This is a genomic window from Bacillus sp. YH3-2-B2, assembly GCF_053663335.1.
Window position 1 is genome coordinate 463,734 of record NZ_JBSJQE010000001.1, and the last position, 21,714, is coordinate 485,447.

The 21,714-nt window shown below is 45.1% G+C and carries 17 protein-coding genes and 2 pseudogenes; 12 read left to right on the top strand and 7 right to left on the bottom strand.

The features are described 5' to 3' along the window. Window positions 1-103 precede the first annotated feature (103 nt). The 7 genes from ptsG (at window position 104) to ACWJJX_RS02580 (ending at window position 8,762) form a co-directional block, all read left to right on the top strand. On the top strand, window positions 104-2,200 hold the full coding sequence (gene ptsG / locus ACWJJX_RS02550) for a glucose-specific PTS transporter subunit IIBC (protein ID WP_070081734.1): 2,097 nt from the start codon (window positions 104-106) through the stop codon (window positions 2,198-2,200). A gap of 96 nt (window positions 2,201-2,296) precedes the next feature. Then, entirely contained in the window at window positions 2,297-2,563 is a 267-nt protein-coding gene (locus ACWJJX_RS02555) for a phosphocarrier protein HPr (protein WP_003154654.1), read from the top strand. Further along, the gene (gene ptsP, locus ACWJJX_RS02560; RefSeq protein ID WP_007409600.1) at window positions 2,563-4,278 is read left to right on the top strand and encodes a phosphoenolpyruvate--protein phosphotransferase; all 1,716 of its coding nucleotides are present in this window, start codon (window positions 2,563-2,565) and stop codon (window positions 4,276-4,278) included. Before ACWJJX_RS02555 ends, ptsP begins: the two co-directional genes overlap by 1 nt. Before the next feature lie 87 nt (window positions 4,279-4,365). Beyond that, entirely contained in the window at window positions 4,366-4,605 is a 240-nt protein-coding gene (locus tag ACWJJX_RS02565) for a transcriptional regulator SplA domain-containing protein (protein ID WP_003154646.1), read from the top strand. 86 nt (window positions 4,606-4,691) lie between these two features. Next, window positions 4,692-5,720 carry a spore photoproduct lyase gene (gene splB, locus ACWJJX_RS02570; protein ID WP_094246987.1) on the top strand — a complete coding sequence of 343 codons (1,029 nt, stop codon included), beginning with the start codon at window positions 4,692-4,694 and terminating at the stop codon, window positions 5,718-5,720. Between the two features lie 127 nt (window positions 5,721-5,847). Next, complete coding sequence (locus ACWJJX_RS02575; protein ID WP_102421855.1) at window positions 5,848-7,815, top strand: methyl-accepting chemotaxis protein; 1,968 nt, start codon at window positions 5,848-5,850, stop codon at window positions 7,813-7,815. An 80-nt stretch (window positions 7,816-7,895) separates the two neighbouring features. Beyond that, the gene (locus tag ACWJJX_RS02580; RefSeq protein WP_003154640.1) at window positions 7,896-8,762 is read left to right on the top strand and encodes an NAD(P)-dependent oxidoreductase; all 867 of its coding nucleotides are present in this window, start codon (window positions 7,896-7,898) and stop codon (window positions 8,760-8,762) included. A 33-nt stretch (window positions 8,763-8,795) separates the two neighbouring features. On the opposite strand, the gene ACWJJX_RS02585 is transcribed toward ACWJJX_RS02580, so the two are convergent. Next, window positions 8,796-9,572, bottom strand: coding sequence for a CAP domain-containing protein (locus ACWJJX_RS02585; RefSeq protein WP_454022709.1), 777 nt, complete (start codon window positions 9,570-9,572; stop codon window positions 8,796-8,798). A 339-nt stretch (window positions 9,573-9,911) separates the two neighbouring features. Between ACWJJX_RS02585 and ACWJJX_RS02590 the strand changes: the two genes are divergently transcribed. Beyond that, window positions 9,912-12,044 (top strand): peptidoglycan D,D-transpeptidase FtsI family protein, encoded by a 2,133-nt coding sequence (locus ACWJJX_RS02590; RefSeq protein ID WP_424937893.1) that lies wholly within the window; start codon window positions 9,912-9,914, stop codon window positions 12,042-12,044. Between the two features lie 177 nt (window positions 12,045-12,221). Then, window positions 12,222-14,042 (top strand): PAS domain-containing protein, encoded by a 1,821-nt coding sequence (locus ACWJJX_RS02595; RefSeq protein WP_003154628.1) that lies wholly within the window; start codon window positions 12,222-12,224, stop codon window positions 14,040-14,042. Here ACWJJX_RS02595 and ACWJJX_RS02600 read toward each other — a convergent pair. After that, a pseudogene (locus ACWJJX_RS02600) lies at window positions 14,018-15,237 on the bottom strand (aminotransferase A). The gene ACWJJX_RS02595 and the pseudogene ACWJJX_RS02600 overlap by 25 nt on opposite strands. 200 nt (window positions 15,238-15,437) lie before the next feature. Continuing rightward, window positions 15,438-15,599 (bottom strand): hypothetical protein, encoded by a 162-nt coding sequence (locus ACWJJX_RS02605; RefSeq protein WP_003154625.1) that lies wholly within the window; start codon window positions 15,597-15,599, stop codon window positions 15,438-15,440. A gap of 188 nt (window positions 15,600-15,787) precedes the next feature. On the opposite strand from ACWJJX_RS02605, the gene cheV reads away from it, so the two are divergent. Beyond that, the gene (cheV, locus tag ACWJJX_RS02610; protein WP_003154623.1) at window positions 15,788-16,699 is read left to right on the top strand and encodes a chemotaxis protein CheV; all 912 of its coding nucleotides are present in this window, start codon (window positions 15,788-15,790) and stop codon (window positions 16,697-16,699) included. 42 nt (window positions 16,700-16,741) lie between these two features. On the opposite strand, the gene ACWJJX_RS02615 is transcribed toward cheV, so the two are convergent. The 4 genes from ACWJJX_RS02615 to ACWJJX_RS02630 form a co-directional block, all read right to left on the bottom strand. Continuing rightward, window positions 16,742-17,206 carry a YkyB family protein gene (locus tag ACWJJX_RS02615; RefSeq protein WP_003154622.1) on the bottom strand — a complete coding sequence of 155 codons (465 nt, stop codon included), beginning with the start codon at window positions 17,204-17,206 and terminating at the stop codon, window positions 16,742-16,744. Window positions 17,207-17,328: 122 nt separating this feature from the next. Next, window positions 17,329-18,621: an MFS transporter gene (locus ACWJJX_RS02620; RefSeq protein ID WP_156735109.1), complete on the bottom strand. Its 1,293-nt coding sequence runs from the start codon at window positions 18,619-18,621 to the stop codon at window positions 17,329-17,331. Between the two features lie 75 nt (window positions 18,622-18,696). Next, window positions 18,697-19,191: a L,D-transpeptidase family protein gene (locus ACWJJX_RS02625; protein ID WP_088037173.1), complete on the bottom strand. Its 495-nt coding sequence runs from the start codon at window positions 19,189-19,191 to the stop codon at window positions 18,697-18,699. A gap of 74 nt (window positions 19,192-19,265) precedes the next feature. Then, window positions 19,266-20,129 (bottom strand): metallophosphoesterase, encoded by an 864-nt coding sequence (locus ACWJJX_RS02630; RefSeq protein ID WP_146283576.1) that lies wholly within the window; start codon window positions 20,127-20,129, stop codon window positions 19,266-19,268. A 144-nt stretch (window positions 20,130-20,273) separates the two neighbouring features. Between ACWJJX_RS02630 and fadH the strand changes: the two genes are divergently transcribed. Together fadH and ACWJJX_RS02640 are read left to right on the top strand one after the other, a co-directional pair. Beyond that, on the top strand, window positions 20,274-21,038 hold the full coding sequence (gene fadH / locus ACWJJX_RS02635) for a 2,4-dienoyl-CoA reductase (RefSeq protein WP_003154618.1): 765 nt from the start codon (window positions 20,274-20,276) through the stop codon (window positions 21,036-21,038). Between the two features lie 110 nt (window positions 21,039-21,148). Beyond that, window positions 21,149-21,696: pseudogene (locus tag ACWJJX_RS02640) on the top strand (hypothetical protein). Window positions 21,697-21,714 lie beyond the last annotated feature (18 nt).

Consider the following 21,714-nt stretch of genomic DNA (forward strand, 5'->3'; position numbering starts at 1 on the left):
AGGGCAAATGTAAACGGTTAAACTGAAGACTTGCGCCAGTGAATTCGTTGTCATGAATTTTCGCTGTAAGGTCACACTAGCTAACAGAGGAGGTACATCTTTTATGTTTAAAGCATTATTCGGCGTTCTCCAGAAAATCGGCCGTGCTCTTATGCTTCCGGTTGCGATTTTACCGGCTGCGGGGATCTTGCTTGCGTTAGGGAATGCCATGCAGAACAAAGATATGATTCAAGTCATGCATTTCTTAAGCAATGATAACGTTCAGCTTGTGGCGAACGTCATGGAAAGCGCCGGCCAAATCGTATTTGACAACCTGCCGCTTCTTTTTGCAGTAGGGGTTGCGATCGGTCTTGCCAACGGAGACGGTGTTGCCGGAATCGCGGCCATTATCGGATACCTGGTCATGAACGTATCCATGAGCGCCGTGCTTATGGCGAACGGCAGTATTCCGTCTGACAAAATTGAACGGGCAAAGTTTTTTGCGGAAAACCATCCGGCCTATATTAACATGCTGGGGATACCCACTTTGGCGACGGGCGTGTTCGGCGGTATTATCGTCGGGGTTCTGGCCGCGTTATTGTTCAACAAGTTTTATAAAATTGAACTTCCGCAGTACCTCGGATTCTTTGCGGGTAAGCGGTTCGTCCCGATTATCACATCAATTTCCGCATTAATTCTCGGACTTATTATGTTAGTGATCTGGCCTCCGATCCAGCACGGTCTGAATTCCTTCTCCACGGGTCTTGTGGAAGCGAATCCAACCTTGGCGGCCTTTATTTTCGGGATGATTGAGCGGTCATTGATTCCGTTCGGTCTTCATCACATTTTCTACTCGCCGTTCTGGTATGAATTTTTCAGCTATAAAGATGCGGCCGGAGACATCATCCGCGGAGATCAGCGGATTTTCATGGCTCAGATCAAAGACGGCGTACAGCTGACGGCGGGAACATTTATGACGGGGAAATATCCGTTTATGATGTTCGGTCTTCCGGCGGCAGCGCTTGCAATCTATCATGAAGCGAAGCCTGAAAAGAAAAAACTTGTAGCCGGAATCATGGGTTCTGCCGCTCTGACAAGTTTCTTAACGGGAATTACCGAGCCGCTTGAATTCTCATTCTTATTTGTGGCTCCTATCCTGTTTGCGATTCACTGCGTATTCGCGGGACTTTCCTTTATGGTTATGCAGCTGCTGCATGTAAAAATCGGTATGACGTTCTCAGGCGGTCTGATTGACTACTTCCTGTTCGGAATTCTGCCTAACCGGACGGCTTGGTGGCTTGTCATTCCGGTCGGCTTAGGACTAGCACTCATTTACTACTTCGGTTTCCGGTTTGCGATCAGAAAGTTCAATCTGAAAACGCCGGGCCGTGAAGAAGAGGCTGCGGATGAAGGTGCGGGCGCCTCAGGCGAAGCCGGCGACCTTCCTTATGAAATCCTGCAGGCAATGGGTGACCAGGAAAACATTAAGCACCTTGACGCTTGTATCACGAGACTCCGCGTTACGGTCAACGACCAGAAGAAAGTGGATAAGACTCGTTTGAAACAGCTTGGCGCCTCAGGCGTTCTTGAAGTCGGAAACAACATTCAGGCCATTTTCGGCCCGCGTTCTGACGGTTTAAAAACACAGATGCAGGATATTATCGCCGGACGCACGCCGCGACCTGAACCGAAAGTATCCGCGCAAGAAGAAGTCAGCCAGCAGGTTGAAGAGGTTATCGCAGATCCGCTCCGAAACGAGCAGGGTGAAGAAGTGTTCGCTTCTCCGATCACCGGCGAAATCCATCCGATTACCGATGTGCCTGACCAGGTGTTCTCAGGAAAAATGATGGGTGACGGTTTTGCGATTCTTCCTGAAGAAGGAATCGTCGTATCGCCTGTCCGCGGAAAAGTGCTGAATGTTTTCCCGACAAAACATGCGATCGGTCTTCAGTCTGACGGCGGAAGAGAGATCCTGATTCATTTCGGAATCGACACAGTCAGTCTGAAAGGCGAAGGATTCACTTCTTTTGTTTCTGAGGGTGACCGGGTTGAACCGGGGCAAAAGCTGCTTGAAGTTGATCTTGAAGCGGTTAAACCTCATGTTCCTTCATTAATGACACCGATTGTCTTTACAAATCTTGCCGAGGGTGAAGCGATTTCCCTTTCGGCCGAAGGTACCGTAAAACGGGAACAAAAAGATATTGTGAAAATCGGAAAATAAGCATATAAATACGCCGTACTTGTCAGATGACAAGTACGGCTGTATGATATAATATTGTGTAGTAAAATAGCTTTAATTTAAAGGAGAATGATAATCATGGCACAAAAAACATTTAAAGTAACAGCAGATTCCGGAATCCACGCTCGTCCTGCGACAGTTCTTGTACAAACTGCAAGCAAATACGATGCTGACGTAAACTTAGAATATAACGGCAAAACAGTAAACCTTAAGTCAATCATGGGCGTTATGTCTCTAGGTATCGCTAAAGGCGCTGAAATCACAATTTCCGCTTCAGGCGCTGACGAAAACGATGCTCTTAACGCTTTAGAAGAAACAATGAAAAGCGAAGGACTCGGCGAGTAATGCAAGAATTAAAAGGAATAGGCGCTTCAGCCGGAATTGCGATTGCGAAAGCATACCGGCTTGAAGAGCCGGACTTAACGGTTGAAAAGAAAAACATTGCTGATGCTGCGGCTGAAGTAAGCCGTTTTGATGAAGCGATTGTACGTTCTAAAGAAGAGCTTGAAAAAATTAAAGAGCATGCTTTAAAAGAACTGGGACAAGACAAAGCTGACATTTTCTCCGCGCACCTTTTAGTTCTGAGTGATCCTGAGCTGCTGAACCCGGTAAAGGAGAAAATCAGCACAGATTCAGTCAATGCTGAATTCGCTTTGAAAGAAACAGCTTCCATGTTCGTTACTATGTTTGAATCAATGGATAACGAATACATGAAAGAGCGTGCGGCGGATATCCGTGACGTAACAAAACGTGTGACGGGGCACCTGCTGGGCGTGGAAATTCCGAACCCGAGCATGATCTCAGAAGAGGTTGTTATCGTGGCTGAAGATTTGACACCGTCTGATACGGCGCAATTAAACCGCCAGTTTGTAAAAGGTTTTACAACTGATATCGGCGGACGCACTTCACACTCCGCGATCATGGCCCGTTCGCTTGAAATTCCGGCTGTTGTCGGCACAAAAGCGGCTACAGGGACAATTGAAAACGGTGTTACGGTAATCGTAGACGGCATCGATGGTGATGTGATCATCGATCCTTCCAGTGAAACGTTAAAGAAATATGAAGAAAAGCACAGTGCTTACCTGGCGCAAAAAGCTGAGTGGGCGAAGCTCGTCAATGAACCGACTGTTTCAAAAGACGGCCATCATGTAGAGCTTGCCGCAAACATCGGCACACCTGACGATGTAAAAGGCGTTCTTGAAAACGGAGGAGAAGCTGTAGGGCTTTACCGTACGGAATTCCTTTACATGGGACGCGACCAGCTTCCGACAGAAGACGAGCAGTTTGACGCTTATAAAACGGTTCTTGAGCGTATGGAAGGAAAATCAGTTGTCGTGCGGACATTGGATATCGGCGGCGACAAAGAGCTTCCTTACCTGCAGCTCCCTAAAGAAATGAACCCGTTCTTAGGCTACAGAGCCATCCGCCTTTGCCTTGAAGAGCAAGAAATCTTCAGAACTCAGCTTCGTGCGCTGCTTCGTGCAAGTACATACGGAAACTTAAAAATCATGTTCCCGATGATTGCGACAGTAAACGAGTTTAAACAGGCGAAAGCGATTCTTCTCGAAGAAAAAGAAAAACTCGTCGAAGCCGGCGTAGCGGTTTCTGACGATATTGAAGTCGGTATGATGGTAGAGATTCCGTCTACAGCCGTTATCGCAGATCAGTTTGCTACAGAAGTTGACTTCTTCAGTATCGGAACAAATGACTTGATCCAATACACGATGGCTGCTGACCGCATGAACGAGCGCGTAGCTTATCTGTATCAGCCATACAATCCGGCGATTCTCCGTCTGATCACCCTTGTTATTGAAGCCGCTCACAAAGAGGGCAAATGGGTCGGCATGTGCGGAGAAATGGCGGGAGACGAAATTGCGATTCCGATTCTTCTCGGTTTAGGCTTAGATGAGTTCTCAATGAGCGCTACATCCATCCTTCCGGCAAGAACGCAGATCAGCAAGCTTTCTAAAAAAGAAGCTGAATCATTCAAAGAAACAATCTTGTCTATGAGCACGACAGAAGAGGTTGTCGCATTCGTTAAAGAAACATTCAATAAGTAATACAACAGCCAGACGGTATAAGCCGTCTGGTTTTTTTCATATTCGGAAAAAAGGGGGGAACAATAACGTTCAACAGGAGGAATTATCATGACAAAATCATTTGCAGCGGGGGATACGGTCTATGTGATTTACCGCAATCCGCATGCCGCCAATGTTGCCCATATTAAAGAGGCGGAGATCGTCCATCACCCGTACCATGAGGGAGAACTGTCTCTGTTTTTATACGAAACCTATCATCCGCTGGCCGAAGATGACGCGGTCTTTTCGACATATGAGGAAGCGGAAGCGCTTTACAGCGAGCTTTTTGAAGAAGACCGGTACCATTGATCAAAGGAAATGTTTACAACGCATATTCACTCTCTTTTAAACGGAAAGTAACAACATGAGAAAATGTAAAAAGGGAGTGTCAGTTCATGCTGAAGCCGTTTGTGCCCCAGCTTGTTTATATAGAACCGAGAGCGCTCGAATACCCGTTAGGACAAGAGCTGAAGAATAAGTTTGAAAACATGGGGCTTGAGATCAGAGAAACAACATCGCATAATCAAGTCCGGAATATTCCGGGGAAAAATCACTTGCAGCAATACCGGAACGCGAAATCAACATTGGTAATCGGCGTCCGGAAAACACTGAAATTCGATTCTTCAAAGCCGTCCGCCGAATATGCCATTCCATTTGCGACGGGCTGTATGGGGCATTGCCACTATTGCTACCTGCAGACGACGATGGGATCAAAGCCTTACATCCGGACATATGTCAATGTGGAAGAGATTCTGGATCAGGCTGATGAGTATATGAAAGAACGGGCGCCGGAATTTACAAGATTTGAAGCCTCTTGTACGTCTGATATTGTAGGAATCGATCATCTGACACATACATTAAAAAGAGCCATTGAACATTTCGGACAAAGCGAATTGGGGCAGCTCAGATTCGTGACTAAATTTCACCACGTCGATCATTTGCTTGATGCAAAACATAACGGAAAGACTAGGTTCAGATTCAGCATCAATGCGGATTATGTCATTAAGAACTTTGAACCGGGAACTTCTCCGCTCGACAAACGGATCGAAGCCGCCGTCAAAGTCGCTAAAGCGGGCTATCCGCTCGGTTTCATCGTGGCGCCTATTTATATTCACGATGGCTGGGAGGAAGGCTATAAGGAGCTGTTTGAGAAACTGGATGCGGCGCTTGGTGAAGACGTTCGGCATGACATCACATTTGAACTGATCCAGCATCGTTTTACAAAACCGGCCAAACGGGTGATTGAGAAGAACTATCCGAAAACAAAGCTTGAGCTTGATGAAGAAAAGCGCAGGTACAAATGGGGACGCTACGGAATCGGCAAATATATATACCAAAAAGACGAAGAACATGCCTTAAGGGAAACACTCGAATCTTATATCGAAACCTATTTTCCGAAAGCGAAAATCGAATATTTTACGTAAGGCGGAGCTGTCGGCATGACGGCTCTTTTTTTTGCTGCGCCAAATGACGGAAATGTTTGATATTTATTTCAAGATTTATTCATTTTCTTGGCCGAAAGACCGATATAACTCTCAGGAGGGGATGGTTATGTTTAAAAAAATGCATATCAAAATTGCTGTGTTTGTCTCGGCAATGCTTATTGTAACGGTTGTTTTTTTAACGGTTTCTTCATATTTGACATTAAAGCCGATGATGACGGAGGAAGCAAAACGTACGACAGAGAATGTCACCAATTCACTCGGTCAGAACATTGAGCTTCAGCTGAAAAATGATGAGACCGTATTAATGAGATTAGCAGACGGTGAATTGTCCCGGTCTTTTCTATCAGATGGGAAGAAAGAAACCGCGCGGCTTTTTAACGATGAGTTAAAACAGATCGGACAGAATGACAAATATGTCGCGCTTGCGTACGTCGGAACCGCAAACAAACAAATGTTTACATATCCAAAGGCCGATTTTGCCAAAGACTATGATCCGACAAATCGAACGTGGTATAAGATGGCGGCTGAAAAACCCGATAAGGTTGTCTGGACTGACCCTTATAAAGATGCAGTGACGGGAGACATGATCGTGACGGCGTCAAAAGCCATTCAAAACAGCGGAACCGTCGTCGGAGTGGCGAGCTTAGATTTGAAGCTGTCCTCTATTCAGAGCATGGTCAACGAGCAAAAGGTTCCGTATAAAGGATTTGCCTTTTTAGCGGATGAAAACGGCTCTCTTCTGGCCCATCCGGCAAAACAGGGAAAAAATATTTCGGAAGATCAGACGTTAAAAGACATCACTACGGACAAAGAAGGCATCAAAGAGCTGCAGGGGAACATGGTCGTCTACCAAACGGTAAAAGAAACAGGGTGGAAAGTCGGAACGCAGTTTGAAAAAGATCAGCTGATGGGAGTAGCCGACAAAATGAACACGGTGAGCATTTTTATGTCACTGATCGCCCTTGTGATTACGATCGGACTCAGCTATTTCCTCGCAAAAACGATAACCGGGCCGATTCAGCAGCTGATCGCAAAAACAAATTCAGTCTCAGCGGGAGATTTAACCGTCCGCGCTCAGACGAAATCAAAAGATGAAGTAGGCGAGTTAACAAAAGACTTTAACCAAATGGTTGAAAATATGAAAGAGATGGTCGAACAGGTCAAGGCCTCCTCAGAAAATGTGTCTGATACATCTGACCAACTAACTGTCATCTCACAGGAGACAAATGAAACGAGCGGACAAATCGCAAAAGCGATAGAGGAAGTCGCCGCCGGAGCGACAGAGCAAGCGTCAGAGGTTGAGACGATCAACGAAAAATCAGAAAATCTCTCAGTCAAAATAAAAGGAATCGCAGATCGTGCAGGCAGCATAAAACAACTCTCAAAATCTTCAGAGGATGCCAGCTACAAAGGATTGGACGCGCTCGGGCAGCTGCTGATGAAGTCAAACGAAGCCAATTCAGAAACGAAAAAAGTAGAGGCAATGCTGAATGACCTGGAAGAACAAACGAAAAACATAGAAGAAGTCGTGACGGCAATATCCGCTATTTCAGACCAGACGAATCTCTTGGCGCTGAATGCGAGCATAGAAGCCGCAAGAGCGGGAGAAAGCGGACGGGGCTTTGCCGTCGTCGCGGAAGAAGTCCGCAAGCTTGCTGAACAATCAGCTCTTTCTTCCGGCCATATCAGTGAGACGGTCCGTCTGATTCAATCAGAGACAAAAGAAGCGTCACACGCGATGATTGAGGCAAGCAGAATGAATGATGAACAAAACAGCGCCATTCATGAAACGGGTGAGGTTCTCAATCTGATTACGACGGAAATGCAGTCTCTCGTTCAAGGTATAGATCATATTTACAATGACATTCAAAAAATGAGTGAAGAACAAGCCGCGATTCAAGAAGCGATTCAAAGCATCTCCGCCATTTCTCAAGAATCTGCGGCAGCGGCGGAAGAAGTGAATGCTTCTACTGATGAACAGCTCGTTACGCTTGAAAAAGTGAAGCAATCGACTGATATGTTAAAGAGCGCAAGCGAAGATCTGATCAGCGCCATTTCTAAATTCACCTTGTGACGCGGTCTCTATCAGCCTATAATATGGTAATATAGACATGAAAGAGTGATATATGAATCGCATCAGGGGAGGAAAGCGCAGTGAACAAAACGGTCGGATTTATCGGTTTGGGCGTCATGGGAAACAGTATGGCATCGCACATTTTAGAAGCGGGCTATCCTGTTTTAGTCTACACGCGGACGAAACAAAAAGCGGAAGAGATTCTGAATAAGGGAGCGGTCTGGCAGGAGACGGTCAAAGACCTTTCGGAAAAAGCTGACATCATTATTACCATGGTCGGCTATCCGAGTGATGTCGAGGAAATCTATCTCGGCGAAAACGGCATTCTCCGGCACGCAAAAGAAGGGGCGTTTGTCATTGATATGACGACATCAAAACCATCTCTGGCGAAGAAAATAGCGGAGAAAGCCAAAGAAAAGTCCATTCACGCCCTGGATGCACCCGTTTCCGGCGGAGACATCGGCGCGAGGAACGGAACGCTTGCCATTATGGCCGGAGGAGAAAAAGAAGCGTTTGAAGCATGCCTGCCGCTTTTCTCCGTTATGGGGGAAAATATTCAGTATCAAGGGCCGGCTGGCAGCGGCCAGCATACGAAAATGTGCAATCAGATCGCGATTGCAGCGGGGATGGTCGGAGTGGCTGAAGCGATGGCTTACGCGGAAAAATCCGGTCTGAACCCGGAACAAGTGCTGAAAAGCATTACAACCGGAGCGGCTGGCAGCTGGTCATTGTCAAACCTCGCTCCCCGTATGCTGAAAGGCGATTTTGCGCCCGGATTTTACGTGAAACACTTTATTAAAGACATGGGCATTGCCCTTGAAGAAGCGGAGCTCATGGGAGAAGAAATGCCCGGATTGGCGCTGGCCAAATCATTGTACGACAAGCTTTCCGCGCAAGGTGAAGAAAACAGCGGAACTCAAAGTATTTATAAGCTTTGGGTGAAATAAAAAAGATTGCCCGCCGGGGCAATCTTTTTTTATTTATTTTCCGATGAATTGCTGTGTCCAGATGTTTCCTGATTCTACATAACCGACACCGATTTGAGTGAACTCAGGATTCATGATGTTCTTTCTGTGGCCTTCACTGTTCATCCAAGCTTTAACGACAGCTTCAGGAGTCGGCTGTCCTTTGGCGATATTTTCACCGGCAGTTTTATAAGTGATTCCGAAAGACTTCATCATATCAAACGGTGAGCCGTAAGTCGGACTTTGGTGATCGAAATAGTTTTTGTCTTTCATATCTTGTGATTTTGCGTGAGCTGATTTGCTTAATTTTTCATCAATCTGCAGAGGTTTTAAGCCTTGCTTTTGTCTCTCTGCATTTGTCAATTCAACGACTTTCTTTTCGTACGCACTGACAGATGAAGGAGTTTTCTCGCTGCTGTTGTTTGTGTTATCTGTCTGCTTTGCATTGTCAGCCGTCTGGTTTTGATCGGCTTTCGGTTTTTCGGCAGCTGCCGGAGCCGTTTTTGCCGGTGTTTCTTTTTGTACATCCTTAACTGTCATGTCAGAATGCTTGGCGTGTTTTTGCAGCAGCTGAGTCAGTTCTTTCTCATTTTTAACGTTCAGCTGTTTCGCGCTCGTTTTCATATGTAGTTTTTCAACAGCCTCTTGAAGAGTCAGATGCTGTACGGTGTTTCCTTTTTTCACAGTAACGACGTGCTGGCATGACAGCTCTTTTGCAGATGCCTGCTGAATGCCTCCGAATGTAATCAAACTGACTGCCACGGCAGCAGATAAGAGAAATGCTTTTTTCATAGTTAATAGCCTCCCAGAGAAGTTGTTTTTTTCTACATGAAAAATCTTATCACAGCTTTTTTGTCATAATGCAGCCAGCCATTTCCTTTGACAACAAACGTTTGTCATAATTGTAATTGAGCACAGAAAAATGGCTTTATATCAGGAAAAACGATCTGTATTTATTTTTTAAAATCCGTTACATCTCTTCAAATTATTTGAAGTGTTAGATATATTTTAAGATAATTTGATCTTGACAGTTTTTTTTACCCGTTTTCGCTGTAACAACTTTTACAAAAATGTTACAATTAAAATCTGTTTATGTAAATATATTCAATGATTTGAGAGGTGTAACAGAAAGTGGCTGAAGTCGCGCGCGAACCAAAGAAAAAAACGAAACGTTACAGAGCGCTGAGAATGAATCTCTATTTTTTGATTGTTTTTCTTCTCTTTACGGCACTGATTTTTAAACTCGGCATCGTCCAGATTGTCGAAGGGGATAAACACCGCCAGGATGCGGAGAAGGCAAATGCAAAAACCGCCTATTATCCGACACCGCGGGGAAAAATGTATGACAAGCGGAACAGAGTGGCGGTTGATAACCAGGCCGTGCCCGAAATTGTATATGTATCCACCTCAAAAACCTCGGCAAAGGACAAATTGAAAACGGCAAAAAATCTCGCTGCACTGATTCATATTGATACTGAATTTATGAAGGATCGAAATATCATTGATTACTGGCTTGCCGCACATCCGAAGAAGGCGGAAAAGCTTATGAAGGATTCAGAAAACAGCCTGAAATCCCAAGAAGTGTACAAACGCCAGATTGAACGCGTCCCGAAGCAGGAGATTGACGCGATCAAAAAAGATAAAAAAGAGCTGCAAATTGCGGCGATTTATACGCGTTTTTCAAGCGGCAACGCCTATCAGCCGCAAGTCGTCAAATCAATGGACCCGAATAAGCTGAACGGAAACGGAAACAGCGGGTCACTGCTTGACGAACATGAAAACAACAAACAGAAACCGAAAAGCGACCTGACATATGAAGAAGTTTCTGTCGTATCTGAGCACCTGAAAGAGCTCCCCGGCATTGACGTAATTAATGACTGGACGCGGAAATATCCGTACGACAAAACGCTGTACTCTCTGTTCGGCGGTGTGACGACACCGGAACAGGGATTGTTGGGCGAACGGAAAGATTATTATGTTACAAGAGGATACTCACTGAATGACCGGGTGGGAAAAAGCTACATTGAATATCAGTATGAAGACTATTTAAACGCACATAAAGAAAAAGTAGAGTATGTGGAAAACAGCAAAGGTGAAGTCGTCAGCCAAAAGCCCGTCGATGAAGGCAGCAGAGGCTACGATCTGCAGCTCTCGCTCGATATGGAATTGCAGTCGAAAGTTGAAAAAGTCATTGAAAAAGAGCTGAGAAGAAGCCGCGCCGCAGGCAACTATATGGTTGACAGAGGATTTGCCGTCATGATGGACCCGAACAACGGGGATATCCTCTCAATGGCGGGGAAACGCATCGATCTCGAAACAAATAAAATACAGGATTTTGCGATCGGATCATTTACGACCCAATATGAGATGGGCTCTGCTGTTAAAGGAGCGACTGTTCTCGCGGGTTACCAAAGCGGCCTCCCGCATTATAAAACGTTTGTCGATGCACCGCTTGTATTTAAAGGCAAAACGAGAAAACAATCGTGGACACAAATGGGAGCCATTACTGAGCTGACCGCGCTGCAAAGAAGTTCAAACGTATATATGTTTCATGTGGCCATGCATATCGCCGGCATTAACTACAGGCCGTACGGTACACTGCCTGCCGGATTAGACGATATTAAAAAAATGCGGAACTACTATGCCCAATTCGGTTTGGGTGTGAAGACCGGGATTGATCTTCCGCAGGAATCAGCGGGCATGCAGTCAAATCCGCAAATGGTCGGGGGATTGCTGCTTGACTTTGCGATCGGACAGTTTGATACGTATACGCCGCTTCAAATGGCTCAATATATTTCAGCCATCGCAAACGGCGGGTATCGCGTCCAGCCGCGGATCGTCACAAGCATTCATGAACCGGACAGCAAAAACAAGATTGGAAAAGCGATTGAACAGCGAGATAGTAAAATTTTGAACAAAGTAAATAACAGCCCGAGCGATTTTGACCAAGTTCATAAAGGGATGAAATTGGTTACAAGCTCACCTCAGGGAACGGCTTATTCAACATTTCAAGGTTCAGGCGCTGATGTATCCGGTAAAACGGGAACCGCGGAGACGCACTATTACGGCACGAACAAAAACTGGTGGGGGAAAGACACGTATAACCTGACCTTTGTCGGCTATTATCCGTCAGAACATCCACGAGTGGCATTCAGCGTCGTCGTACCGACTGTTCAGGATGATCACGATCATGTCAGCAAAAACATTGCTAAAGGAGCAATTGACGCTTACAAAGAACTTGAAAAGAAATACAATAAAAAATAACAAATGAAAGGGCGGCCGAACATCTCGTGCGCCCTTTCTTTCATTCAGGAAAATTGACGTTCACAATAAGAATAGAAGGAGAATGCTCATTTTTTAGCGAATCAATCTAGTGGAATTTCTTTTTATATCAGTCCGTGTCCAGCCTGCAGTGCGAGTATAATGCAAAGGAGGGATTCTGTGGAACAGGATACTCAGCATGTCAAACAGTTTCAATCGAAAACCGATCTTCATGCCGTTTTGACGTCTAACGGGCGTATTATGTATATTTCTGCAAACTGCAAATCGTATTTCAGTTATTCTCAGGAAGAGATGATCGGGTCATTTCTCAAAACGTTCCTGCATGAAGAAGATCAATTTTTGGTTGAAAGTTACTTCTATAATGAGCATCATTTGATGCCTTGCACCTTTCGTCTTATTAAAAAAGATCATACCATCGTATGGCTTGAAGCGGGTGTGGAAATTGTCACACCGCAAATGGAGGGGACGGATCGGGAAATCATCCTCAAAATCAAGGTGCTTGAGGAGAAGACGCCCCGCCGGCCTTATATGTATGAACAAAAGAAGCAAAAGGCAGAACAACAGTCTGAAGATGCGGCTGGAAACGGCGAATTCGAGCGTCTTGTCGAAATGCTGCCGAATCCTTTATATGTCAGCATCAACGGCACAATCGCCTACGCCAACAACGCGATGCTTGCCATGCTGGGAGCCGAAAGCAAAGACGAGGTAATCGGCAGGCGCTCTTATGAGTTTATTGAAGAAGAGTATCACGACATTGTGAAAAACCGAATTGTGCGGATGCAAAAAGGAATGGAAGTCGGAATGATCGAACAGACGTGGAGAAGGCTCGACGGCACGCCCGTTCATTTAGAAGTGAAGGCGGCACCGACGACATATAAAAATCAGCGGGCGGAATTGCTGCTTCTGATTGATATTTCTTCACGGAAAAAATTCCAAACGATTCTGCAAAAAAGCAGAGAGCGTTATCAGCTCCTCATTCAGAATTCAATTGACACGATCGCCGTGATTCACAATGATAAGTGGGTATTCATGAATGAATCGGGCATTTCGCTGTTTGAGGCTGAAACATATGAAGATTTAATCGGGAAAAACGTCTATGATCAGCTTCATCCCTGTGATCATGACGGCGTGAAACAGCGGATCCAAAATATTATCAACCGAAAGACCGAGTCAGAAATCATTAAGCAATCGTGGTTTACCTTTAAAAACCGGCTGATCTACACGGAAATGGTCTGCATTCCGACGACGTTTTTCGGAGAAACGGCCGTGCAGGTCATTCTGCGTGACATTTCTGAGCGGAAGCAGACGGAGGAATTAATGCTGAAGTCGGAAAAGCTGTCTATCGCAGGGCAGCTGGCGGCGGGGATCGCTCACGAAATCCGCAATCCGCTGACGGCGATCAAAGGATTTTTACAGCTCATGAAGCCGACGATGGAGGAAAACGAACATTACTTTGAAATTGTGTTTTCTGAACTGAGCAGAATCGAATTAATTTTAAGTGAGCTTTTAATGCTTGCCAAACCTCAGCAAAACGCCGTGAAAGAGCGTGTAAACTTAAAGAAAATTATAAGTGAAGTGACCGCTCTTTTAGAGACGCAGGCGAATCTTAAAGGGATTTTTATCAAAACGGATTACGAACATGACAGCATGTATATTAACGGTGATCAAAATCAGCTGAAACAGGTGTTTATCAATCTGATTAAAAATGCCGTTGAGTCGATGCCGGATGGGGGAACGGTTCACATCATCATGACAGAAGATGAGTATTCCGTTAATGTGACGGTGAAAGACGAGGGTGACGGGATACCGGAAAACGTGCTGAAACGAATAGGCGAACCGTTTTTGACAACGAAAGAAAAAGGAACCGGCCTGGGGCTGATGGTCACATTCAACCTTATTAAAAACCATCAGGGAGCCATCCAAGTAGACAGCAAACCGGACAGAGGCACGGCCTTTCACATTACATTCCCGAAACAATAAAAAAACAACGGCGTTATGCCGTTGTTTAAATAGTCTGCATGGATTCTCTCGTTTTTAAAATAAATGCTTCCAGCCGGTCCAAGCCTTCTCTCAATGTATCCAGTGAATATGCGAATGACAGCCTCACATACCCTTCACCCAATTTTGAAAACGAGCTGCCGGGCACAAGAGCCACACCTGCATCCTCTAAAAGAGCCATACTAAAATCAAACGATGACATTCCGAATGACTTAATGGAAGGGAAGATATAAAATGCGCCTGACGGCTTTACGACGTCAAGCCCCATTGAGACAAGACGGTCATATACATAGTCAAGCCGCTTTTTATACTGTTCTCTCATAATAAGCGCATCATCAACACCGTTTGTCACCGCTTCAAGAGCCGCTTTCTGAGAGATTGAAGACGCGCATGTCACACTGTATTGGTGAACTTTTAAGATGTGCTTGGCAATTTCTTTCGGTGCGAAAATGAAACCGATTCTCCAGCCCGTCATGCTGTGTGATTTTGACAGGCCGTTGATGACGATCGTCTGGTCTCTCAAATAAGACGCGATCGAATAATGCGGTCTGTCATAGGTTAATTCGCTGTAAATCTCATCAGACAGGACAAAAACATTTCTGCCCTTCAGGACGGCTGCGATGTTTTGCAGCTCTTCCTCAGACAATGTCACTCCGGTCGGATTTGACGGATAAGGAAGAATGACGCATTTTGTTTTTGGTGTCAGCGATTCTTCAATGAGCCGCGCCGTCAGCTTAAATCCGTGAGTCGTCGTATCTACATGGACCGGAACGGCGCCTGACATGCGGATGATCGGTTCGTAGCCCGGATATATCGGGCCGGGGAGAATAACTTCATCGCCTGGAGATAAAATCGTCCGCAAAGACGCGTCAATCGCTTGGCTTGCCCCGGTTGTGACAATGATTTCAGTTTCAGCCTCATAATTCAAATCAGCTTTTTTCTTCATATAAAGCTGTACGGCCTGTCTCAGCTCATGGCCGCCCGCGTTCGGAGTATATGCCGTTGCGTTCTCGTCGATTGCCTTTTTGGCAGCCGCTTTGACATGGTGCGGCGTGAAGAAATCCGGCTGGCCGATCGTAAGCGAAATGACATTGTCGTGCTGAGCTACAAGATTTGAGAATTTGCGAATTCCTGAAATTTCAATTTCTTTTACATTCGGATTAAGCAAATGTTCCATAATTCATCACCTTATACTATATATTGAGTTTATCCTATTTTACCACTAGCTGAGCATTTGTCATCTTTTTATTAAACTATCCCGAGTATATGTCCGATATGTGAAAACATACCTTCTTTCAGAAAAAAATAAGACAACCAGCTGAAATGATTGTCTTCATTGTATCATGATCTATCTATTGTGATATGTGGCGAATGTCATTAATACCCGTATTCAAAGCTGACGTCTTCCCGCCATAAGATGTATGGAGCAGGCTTGTCGGGACGATCTTTCGCCTCTTTTTTCATTTGCAGGTAAGCCGTTTTGCTGATATCTTCTAACACCATCATTTGATCTTGGTCGAATATGACTACTGTACCCATTTATTACACCCTTCTTCCTGAAAAATCCTTGACTATTTTACCACTCGATGTCAAAAAGTCAATGGGATATCAGAAAAAAGCATCTTTTTATAAAGAGTTCATGGCCAGTTGGCCCGAATACATTCACTTTTTCCGTTTACAGCCGATATATACAGTACAATACTGAATGCGGATAGCGAGGGATTGAATTGTCTTTACAACAATACGATATTTTATTGGATTCAGGCACAAACGAATTAGAAATCGTCAAATTTGAAGTAGGCGTCAATACATTTGGCATAAATGTGATGAAAGTCCGGGAAATCATTCAGCCGGTAGATGTCACATCTGTGCCTCAGTCTCATAAAGACGTAGAAGGGATGATTAAGCTGAGAGGCGAAATTCTTCCCGTCATCAGTCTGTATACCTTTTTCGGCGTTGATGCCGAAGGAGCAAAAGACGATAAATATATCGTAACGGAATTCAACAAGCGGAAAATCGTCTTTCACGTCGGTTCCGTTTCACAAATCCATAGGGTGTCCTGGGAGGCGATTGAAAAGCCGACTTCCCTGAACCAGGGCATGGAGCGGCACTTAACGGGAATCATCAAACTGGAAGACACGATGATCTTTCTGCCTGATTATGAAAAGATCATTTACGATATTGAATCAGCATCCGGTGTTGAGACTTATCATGTCCATCAGGAAGGATTTGATGAAAGACGGGCGGGTAAAAAACTGATTATCGTTGAAGACTCGCCGCTTCTGATGCGTCTTTTGACGGATGAGCTGACTGAGGCGGGGTACAGTGAAATCGTTGCGTTTGAAAACGGAAAAGAAGCGTATGATTACGTCGTGGAACTGACGGATAACGGAGCAAACCTGTCAGATCATATTGACATGATTATCAGTGACATTGAGATGCCGAAAATGGACGGGCATCGTTTGACGAAGCTCCTTAAGGATAACCCACAAAGCTCTGATGTGCCGATTATGATTTTCTCGTCCCTCATTACGGACGACCTGCGCCACCGGGGCGAAGTAGTCGGAGCGGATGAACAGATCAGCAAGCCTGAAATCAGCGAGCTCATTAAAAAAGTGGATACGTACGTGATTGAATAGAAAAAAGCCGATGCATGACGCATCGGCTTTTTTGCGGCGGAATTAAAAATAACTCTCACCAAGTTTTTTAAATACGGGTTTATGATAAGCGGGCTGCTGCCTGTTGGCGGCAAGCGGTTTTTCCTTTAAGCCCACATATTTTTGCAATACGTTTTTCGCTTTTGTCAATGACATTTGTGCTTTAGGATTGCGGTACGATTGATTTAACGTACCTAAATGCGGAAGATGCTGGAAGTCTTCTTTTGTTGGAGGCATGTGAAAATAGTAGTCTCCGATAGAGATAAGTACGTCTGACTGCTGTTGGCTAAACCTGGGATTATTTGAAAAATGAAGCCCTATTTTTTTCCCTTTGCCTTCTTTCACAAGCTTTTGTAATGCCCGTTTTTTCAGCAGATAAAGGTATTTAGGGTTGGGGGCGGTTTTTGCATGGCGGTTCACAGTATAAACAGCTTTTGAAAGATTCTCGATGGTTGGCTGCAGCTCTTTCGAATAAGCGTGGTCGTCCATTATTTCTCTCCTTTGCATTGATCAAGTTCATATATAGATTATACTTTTTTAGCGTTGAAATGCAAATATTGATTATAAAAATACGCCTTTTTCTGATGAAAAGGGCGCATTTTTTTCCTTTATTAGACAGGTTTCGCATGTTTTTCGGAATCAGCCTTTAATGATTGCTGTACATCGACCTCTGCTGCCTCGGCGCTGTATTTCGGAAGAGCGATAAAATAGAACACAAATACCGCTAAAATCACGATTCCCATGCCGTAATAAAGGTAATCAATATTGGCAACGAATTTCGGAAATAACAGGGCAACCAGTCCGAGTGTAATCGATTGGGCAAACATCATAAAAGGGTCCTGCCAGCCGCTGACCCGGCCCATTATTTTCGGATGAACGATTTTCGGCATCCAGCCGCCGATGGCGATATTGACGGGGCCGATGCACATGCCGAGGATGAAAGCCGCCGCATAATAAATCCACAGCTTATCCGTATAGCCGAGGACAAAAATGAGCAGTCCGGCTGCCAAAATAGGAATCGACATCAAATGATGCGGTTTGACTTTTTTTGCGATCATCGTTCCGATCACACTTCCTGCAAGCAGGCCGAAGCCGAGTGCGACGGTGAAGATGGAAGTATGTGATTCATAATGGTCCGGCGCAAGTCCGTATTTCATCGTAAACATCGGCAGTACGGCAAAGCCGCCGTTGACAAAACCAAAGATAAAAAAGCCGAAAATAAGGGAAGCAAGCAATTTGTTTTTAACAATATATACGATCCCTTCCTTAAAATCAGCGACCGAGTCTTTCAGAAACGAATCTCCCCATTTAAAAGGGCCGTTCGGCTGACGGGCTTCTTTCGGAATGCGGCAGGCGCGGATCAGAAAGCCTGATACAATAAAGCTGACAAAATCAAGGATAATGGCTCCGTGCATACCGATCGTTTTATACATAAACGCGCCCATACCGACGCCGAATACCATAAAGATGCTGAACAGGATCTGGTTAAGTCCCGCCGCTTTCGCATAATGCTCCTTAGGCAGAATAGCTTGTACAAGGCTGGCTTCCGCCGGGAAAAAGAACTTGGTCACGGCGCTTCTGATGAACAAAATACAGAACACGAGAGGGATGCTCCCGGTGTATAATGCGGCAAATAATACGATCGTCAGTCCGGCTCTGATCCAGTCACAATTCTCTGCGACCTTTTTCCTGTCAAGCCGGTCAGCTGCGACACCGACAATCAGAAATACGAAAACTGTCGGCAGTGAATACATCAGCTCAGCCAAAGTTGTATATGCCGGCTGGTTTGAAAAATGGTCCAGCAAGTAAAAAGCGAAAGCCATATTACCTACAGTCGTTCCCATTTGAGAAGCGAGTGCTGCGAAAAAGAGACGGACAAAATTGCGATTTTTAAATATATCCATAAACACGCTCCTTACCCTAAAGGTCCCACTGTAATATATTATCATCAGCTCGTTCCATTAACAAATAAGATCTTTCTATCTTATAATGGTCACCCTTGTTCCATTAGGAACGGTAGCGGCAAGTTCAGTGACGTCCTGATTATACATCCGGATGCATCCTTTTGATACCGCTTTGCCGATGGAGGAAGGGTTATTTGTTCCGTGAATGCCGTAATGAATTTTAGAGAGGCTGAGCCAATAAGCGCCGAACGGGCCGCCGGGCTTGGGCTGGCGGTTCACAATGTAAAATTCTCCGGTCGGCGTGGTCGTCAATATTTTTCCGACTGCGATGGGGTACGTACGGATGAGCCTGCCAAGGCGGTATAACTCCAGTTTCTTCGCTCCGATATACACGACAATGGAATAGGGGATGGTGGATGGGTCGGGAAGATTCGGTATGATAATATGCTGTCCCGCGTATATGACCGATTGGATTGAGGGATTTGCCTGAAGGAGAGCAGCAGTGCTTATTCTGAAGTCTTGTGCAATGCTTGAGATGGTTTCTCCTTGTTTCACTTGATATGTCAGCAGTTTCATCACCCTCCTTTTTGCTCTTTTCCATATACATATTACGGAGGGGGTGTCTGTGCATCGGGATAAAAGTCTTATTTTTGTACGGTTTTCAATGTGAACAGCGTGATTTCCGGTCTGGCTAAAAATCGATACGGCAGTCTTGTCGTACCGAGCCCGCGATTAACGTAGACGGTTGTGTCATGCAGCGTATACATGCCGTCGGTATACGTTTTTCCGTATGGAGGCGTAATGAGAGGGCCGAAAAATGGGAGCTGGACCTGGCCGCCGTGAGTGTGTCCCGACAGCTGGAGGTTTACGGGATATCCGCCGATCTTGAGAGCGGCATCAGGCTCGTGGACGATTAAAATGGAAAACGCATCTTCGGAAAGGCGGGACAGGGTGCCTTCATAATCGGGTTTTCCGAGCATTACATCATCCAAAAACGCGAGTTCAATCCGGCTTCCGTCTGTCAGCTGCACCTGACGGCAGCCATTTCGAAGCACTTGAAAATCAGCCGCTTCCATCAGAGCCTTGTACGTGTTCGTACCGTAGCCTCCGTGGTCATGATTTCCGTAAACACAAAGTTTGCCGAAGGGAGCTTCCAGATTTTGCAGCACGGCGAGTGCTTGCTGGTGATCATTAAATAAATGCGGCTTATCAATTAAATCTCCCGTAAAGATAAGCAGATCGGGTTTCAGCTGATTGATCTTTTCCGCTGCTTTATTCAAGTCACCGGATGTAAACACATCACTGAGATGCGTATCGCTGAATTGAACGATTTTAAAATTGTCAAAGCCGCGGGGGATCAGGCGGTTGGTGATTGTATGACGGGTGATCTCAATCATGCGCGGTTCAATATACCGGGCATAGCCGTAACCTCCGCAAGCCGTTGCGAGAGTTGCACCCAAAATGCCGAATCCTCTTTTTAAAAATGTTCTTCTCGTCATTTTCTCCATATGTAAAACCCAACCTTTGTCAGAGTTGTTCTATTATATCATCAGCTTGGCTGAAAAATCCCTTCTCAGCATGTAATGACGCGGAAAGACATCTATGATAAAATTATGAATGATTATTCATTCAATAAAAGGGGTGGGTTTGTTATGGATAAGAAAGCGGTAATCATTACAGGCGGTTCAAGCGGAATGGGAAAAGCAATGGCGAAAAAACAGGCTGAATTAGGATGGCATGTCATGGTGACAGGGAGGAACCATGAAGCACTTGAGGAAACAAAAAAAGAAATTGAGACCTTTGAGGGGCAGGTCGCCTGTTTTCAAATGGATGTCCGTTCTGATTCCGCCGCTTCAGACATGATTACAGAAGCGAAAAAAGTCTTTGGCCGGCTCGATGCGCTGATTAACAATGCGGCCGGCAATTTTATTTGCCCGGCAGAGAAGCTGACGCCCAATGGATGGAAAGCTGTTATTGAGATTGTTTTAAACGGCACATTTTTCTGCAGCCAAGCCGCGGCAAGGCATTGGATCGAGCAGGAGCAGAAGGGCGTCATCTTAAATATGGCCGCTACATACGCATGGGGAGCGGGAGCGGGTGTCGTTCATTCCGCTGCAGCCAAAGCGGGGGTATTGTCACTGACAAGAACGCTGGCCGTTGAATGGGGGAGCAAATACGGCATCCGGACAAACGCGATAGCCCCCGGCCCGATTGAACGGACAGGCGGTGCGGAAAAGCTGTTTGAATCGGAAAAAGCGGTGTCCCGCACTATGAACAGTGTGCCGCTCGGCCGTCTGGGGACACCGGAGGAAATCGCCGCTTTGGCAGCGTTTTTGCTATCCGATGAAGCATCCTATATAAACGGGGATTGTATCACAATGGACGGGGGGCAATGGCTGAATCCTTACCCGTTTTAATTTACATGACATATTTTGCGAAGCAAGCGAACGTTAAAGGTGAACGTTCGCTTGTTTTATTTTTCTATTCAAAATTATGATATAATTTTTAAAGATTAAGAGGTGAATAAGTGAAGAAATTATTAAAATGGTTCATTGTACTATTTGTAAGCAATTGCGTTATAATCTTTAATATTTGGTACTTTATCATTTGCGCTTTTACTCCGGAGTATTATCAAAATACCAATCTTACATCTGATGAAATAATCAGATTTGAAAAGCTATATCACATAGATTTTCCTGATGAAACGAAATTTATTAAAGCCAGGGAGTATTTGAGTGGGCTCGGAGGCGATACATCGGCTGTATTATATCTGTCTCTGCAACCAAGCTGGCGGAAACAATTTTATCTGATTATACGTATATGCCAATAAATCATACTGATCATGCCGGTTCAATGTATGGAGTTGACGTTTCCAAGAGTGCTGGCGGGTTAACAACTCTTACATTTGGCACTTTAGATAAAAAAGGAACTTTCTTTCAGTTGAAACATGATGATGATTGGATATTTAACAGTACTGATTGGAGCCATTATTTTTGGACAGCCGCCGGTTATCATGCTCTTATATTTATCCTTTTATTTGTGATGGTGAAACAAATGAATAACGTCCTTAATTAACCGGTCTGAAGAGTGATC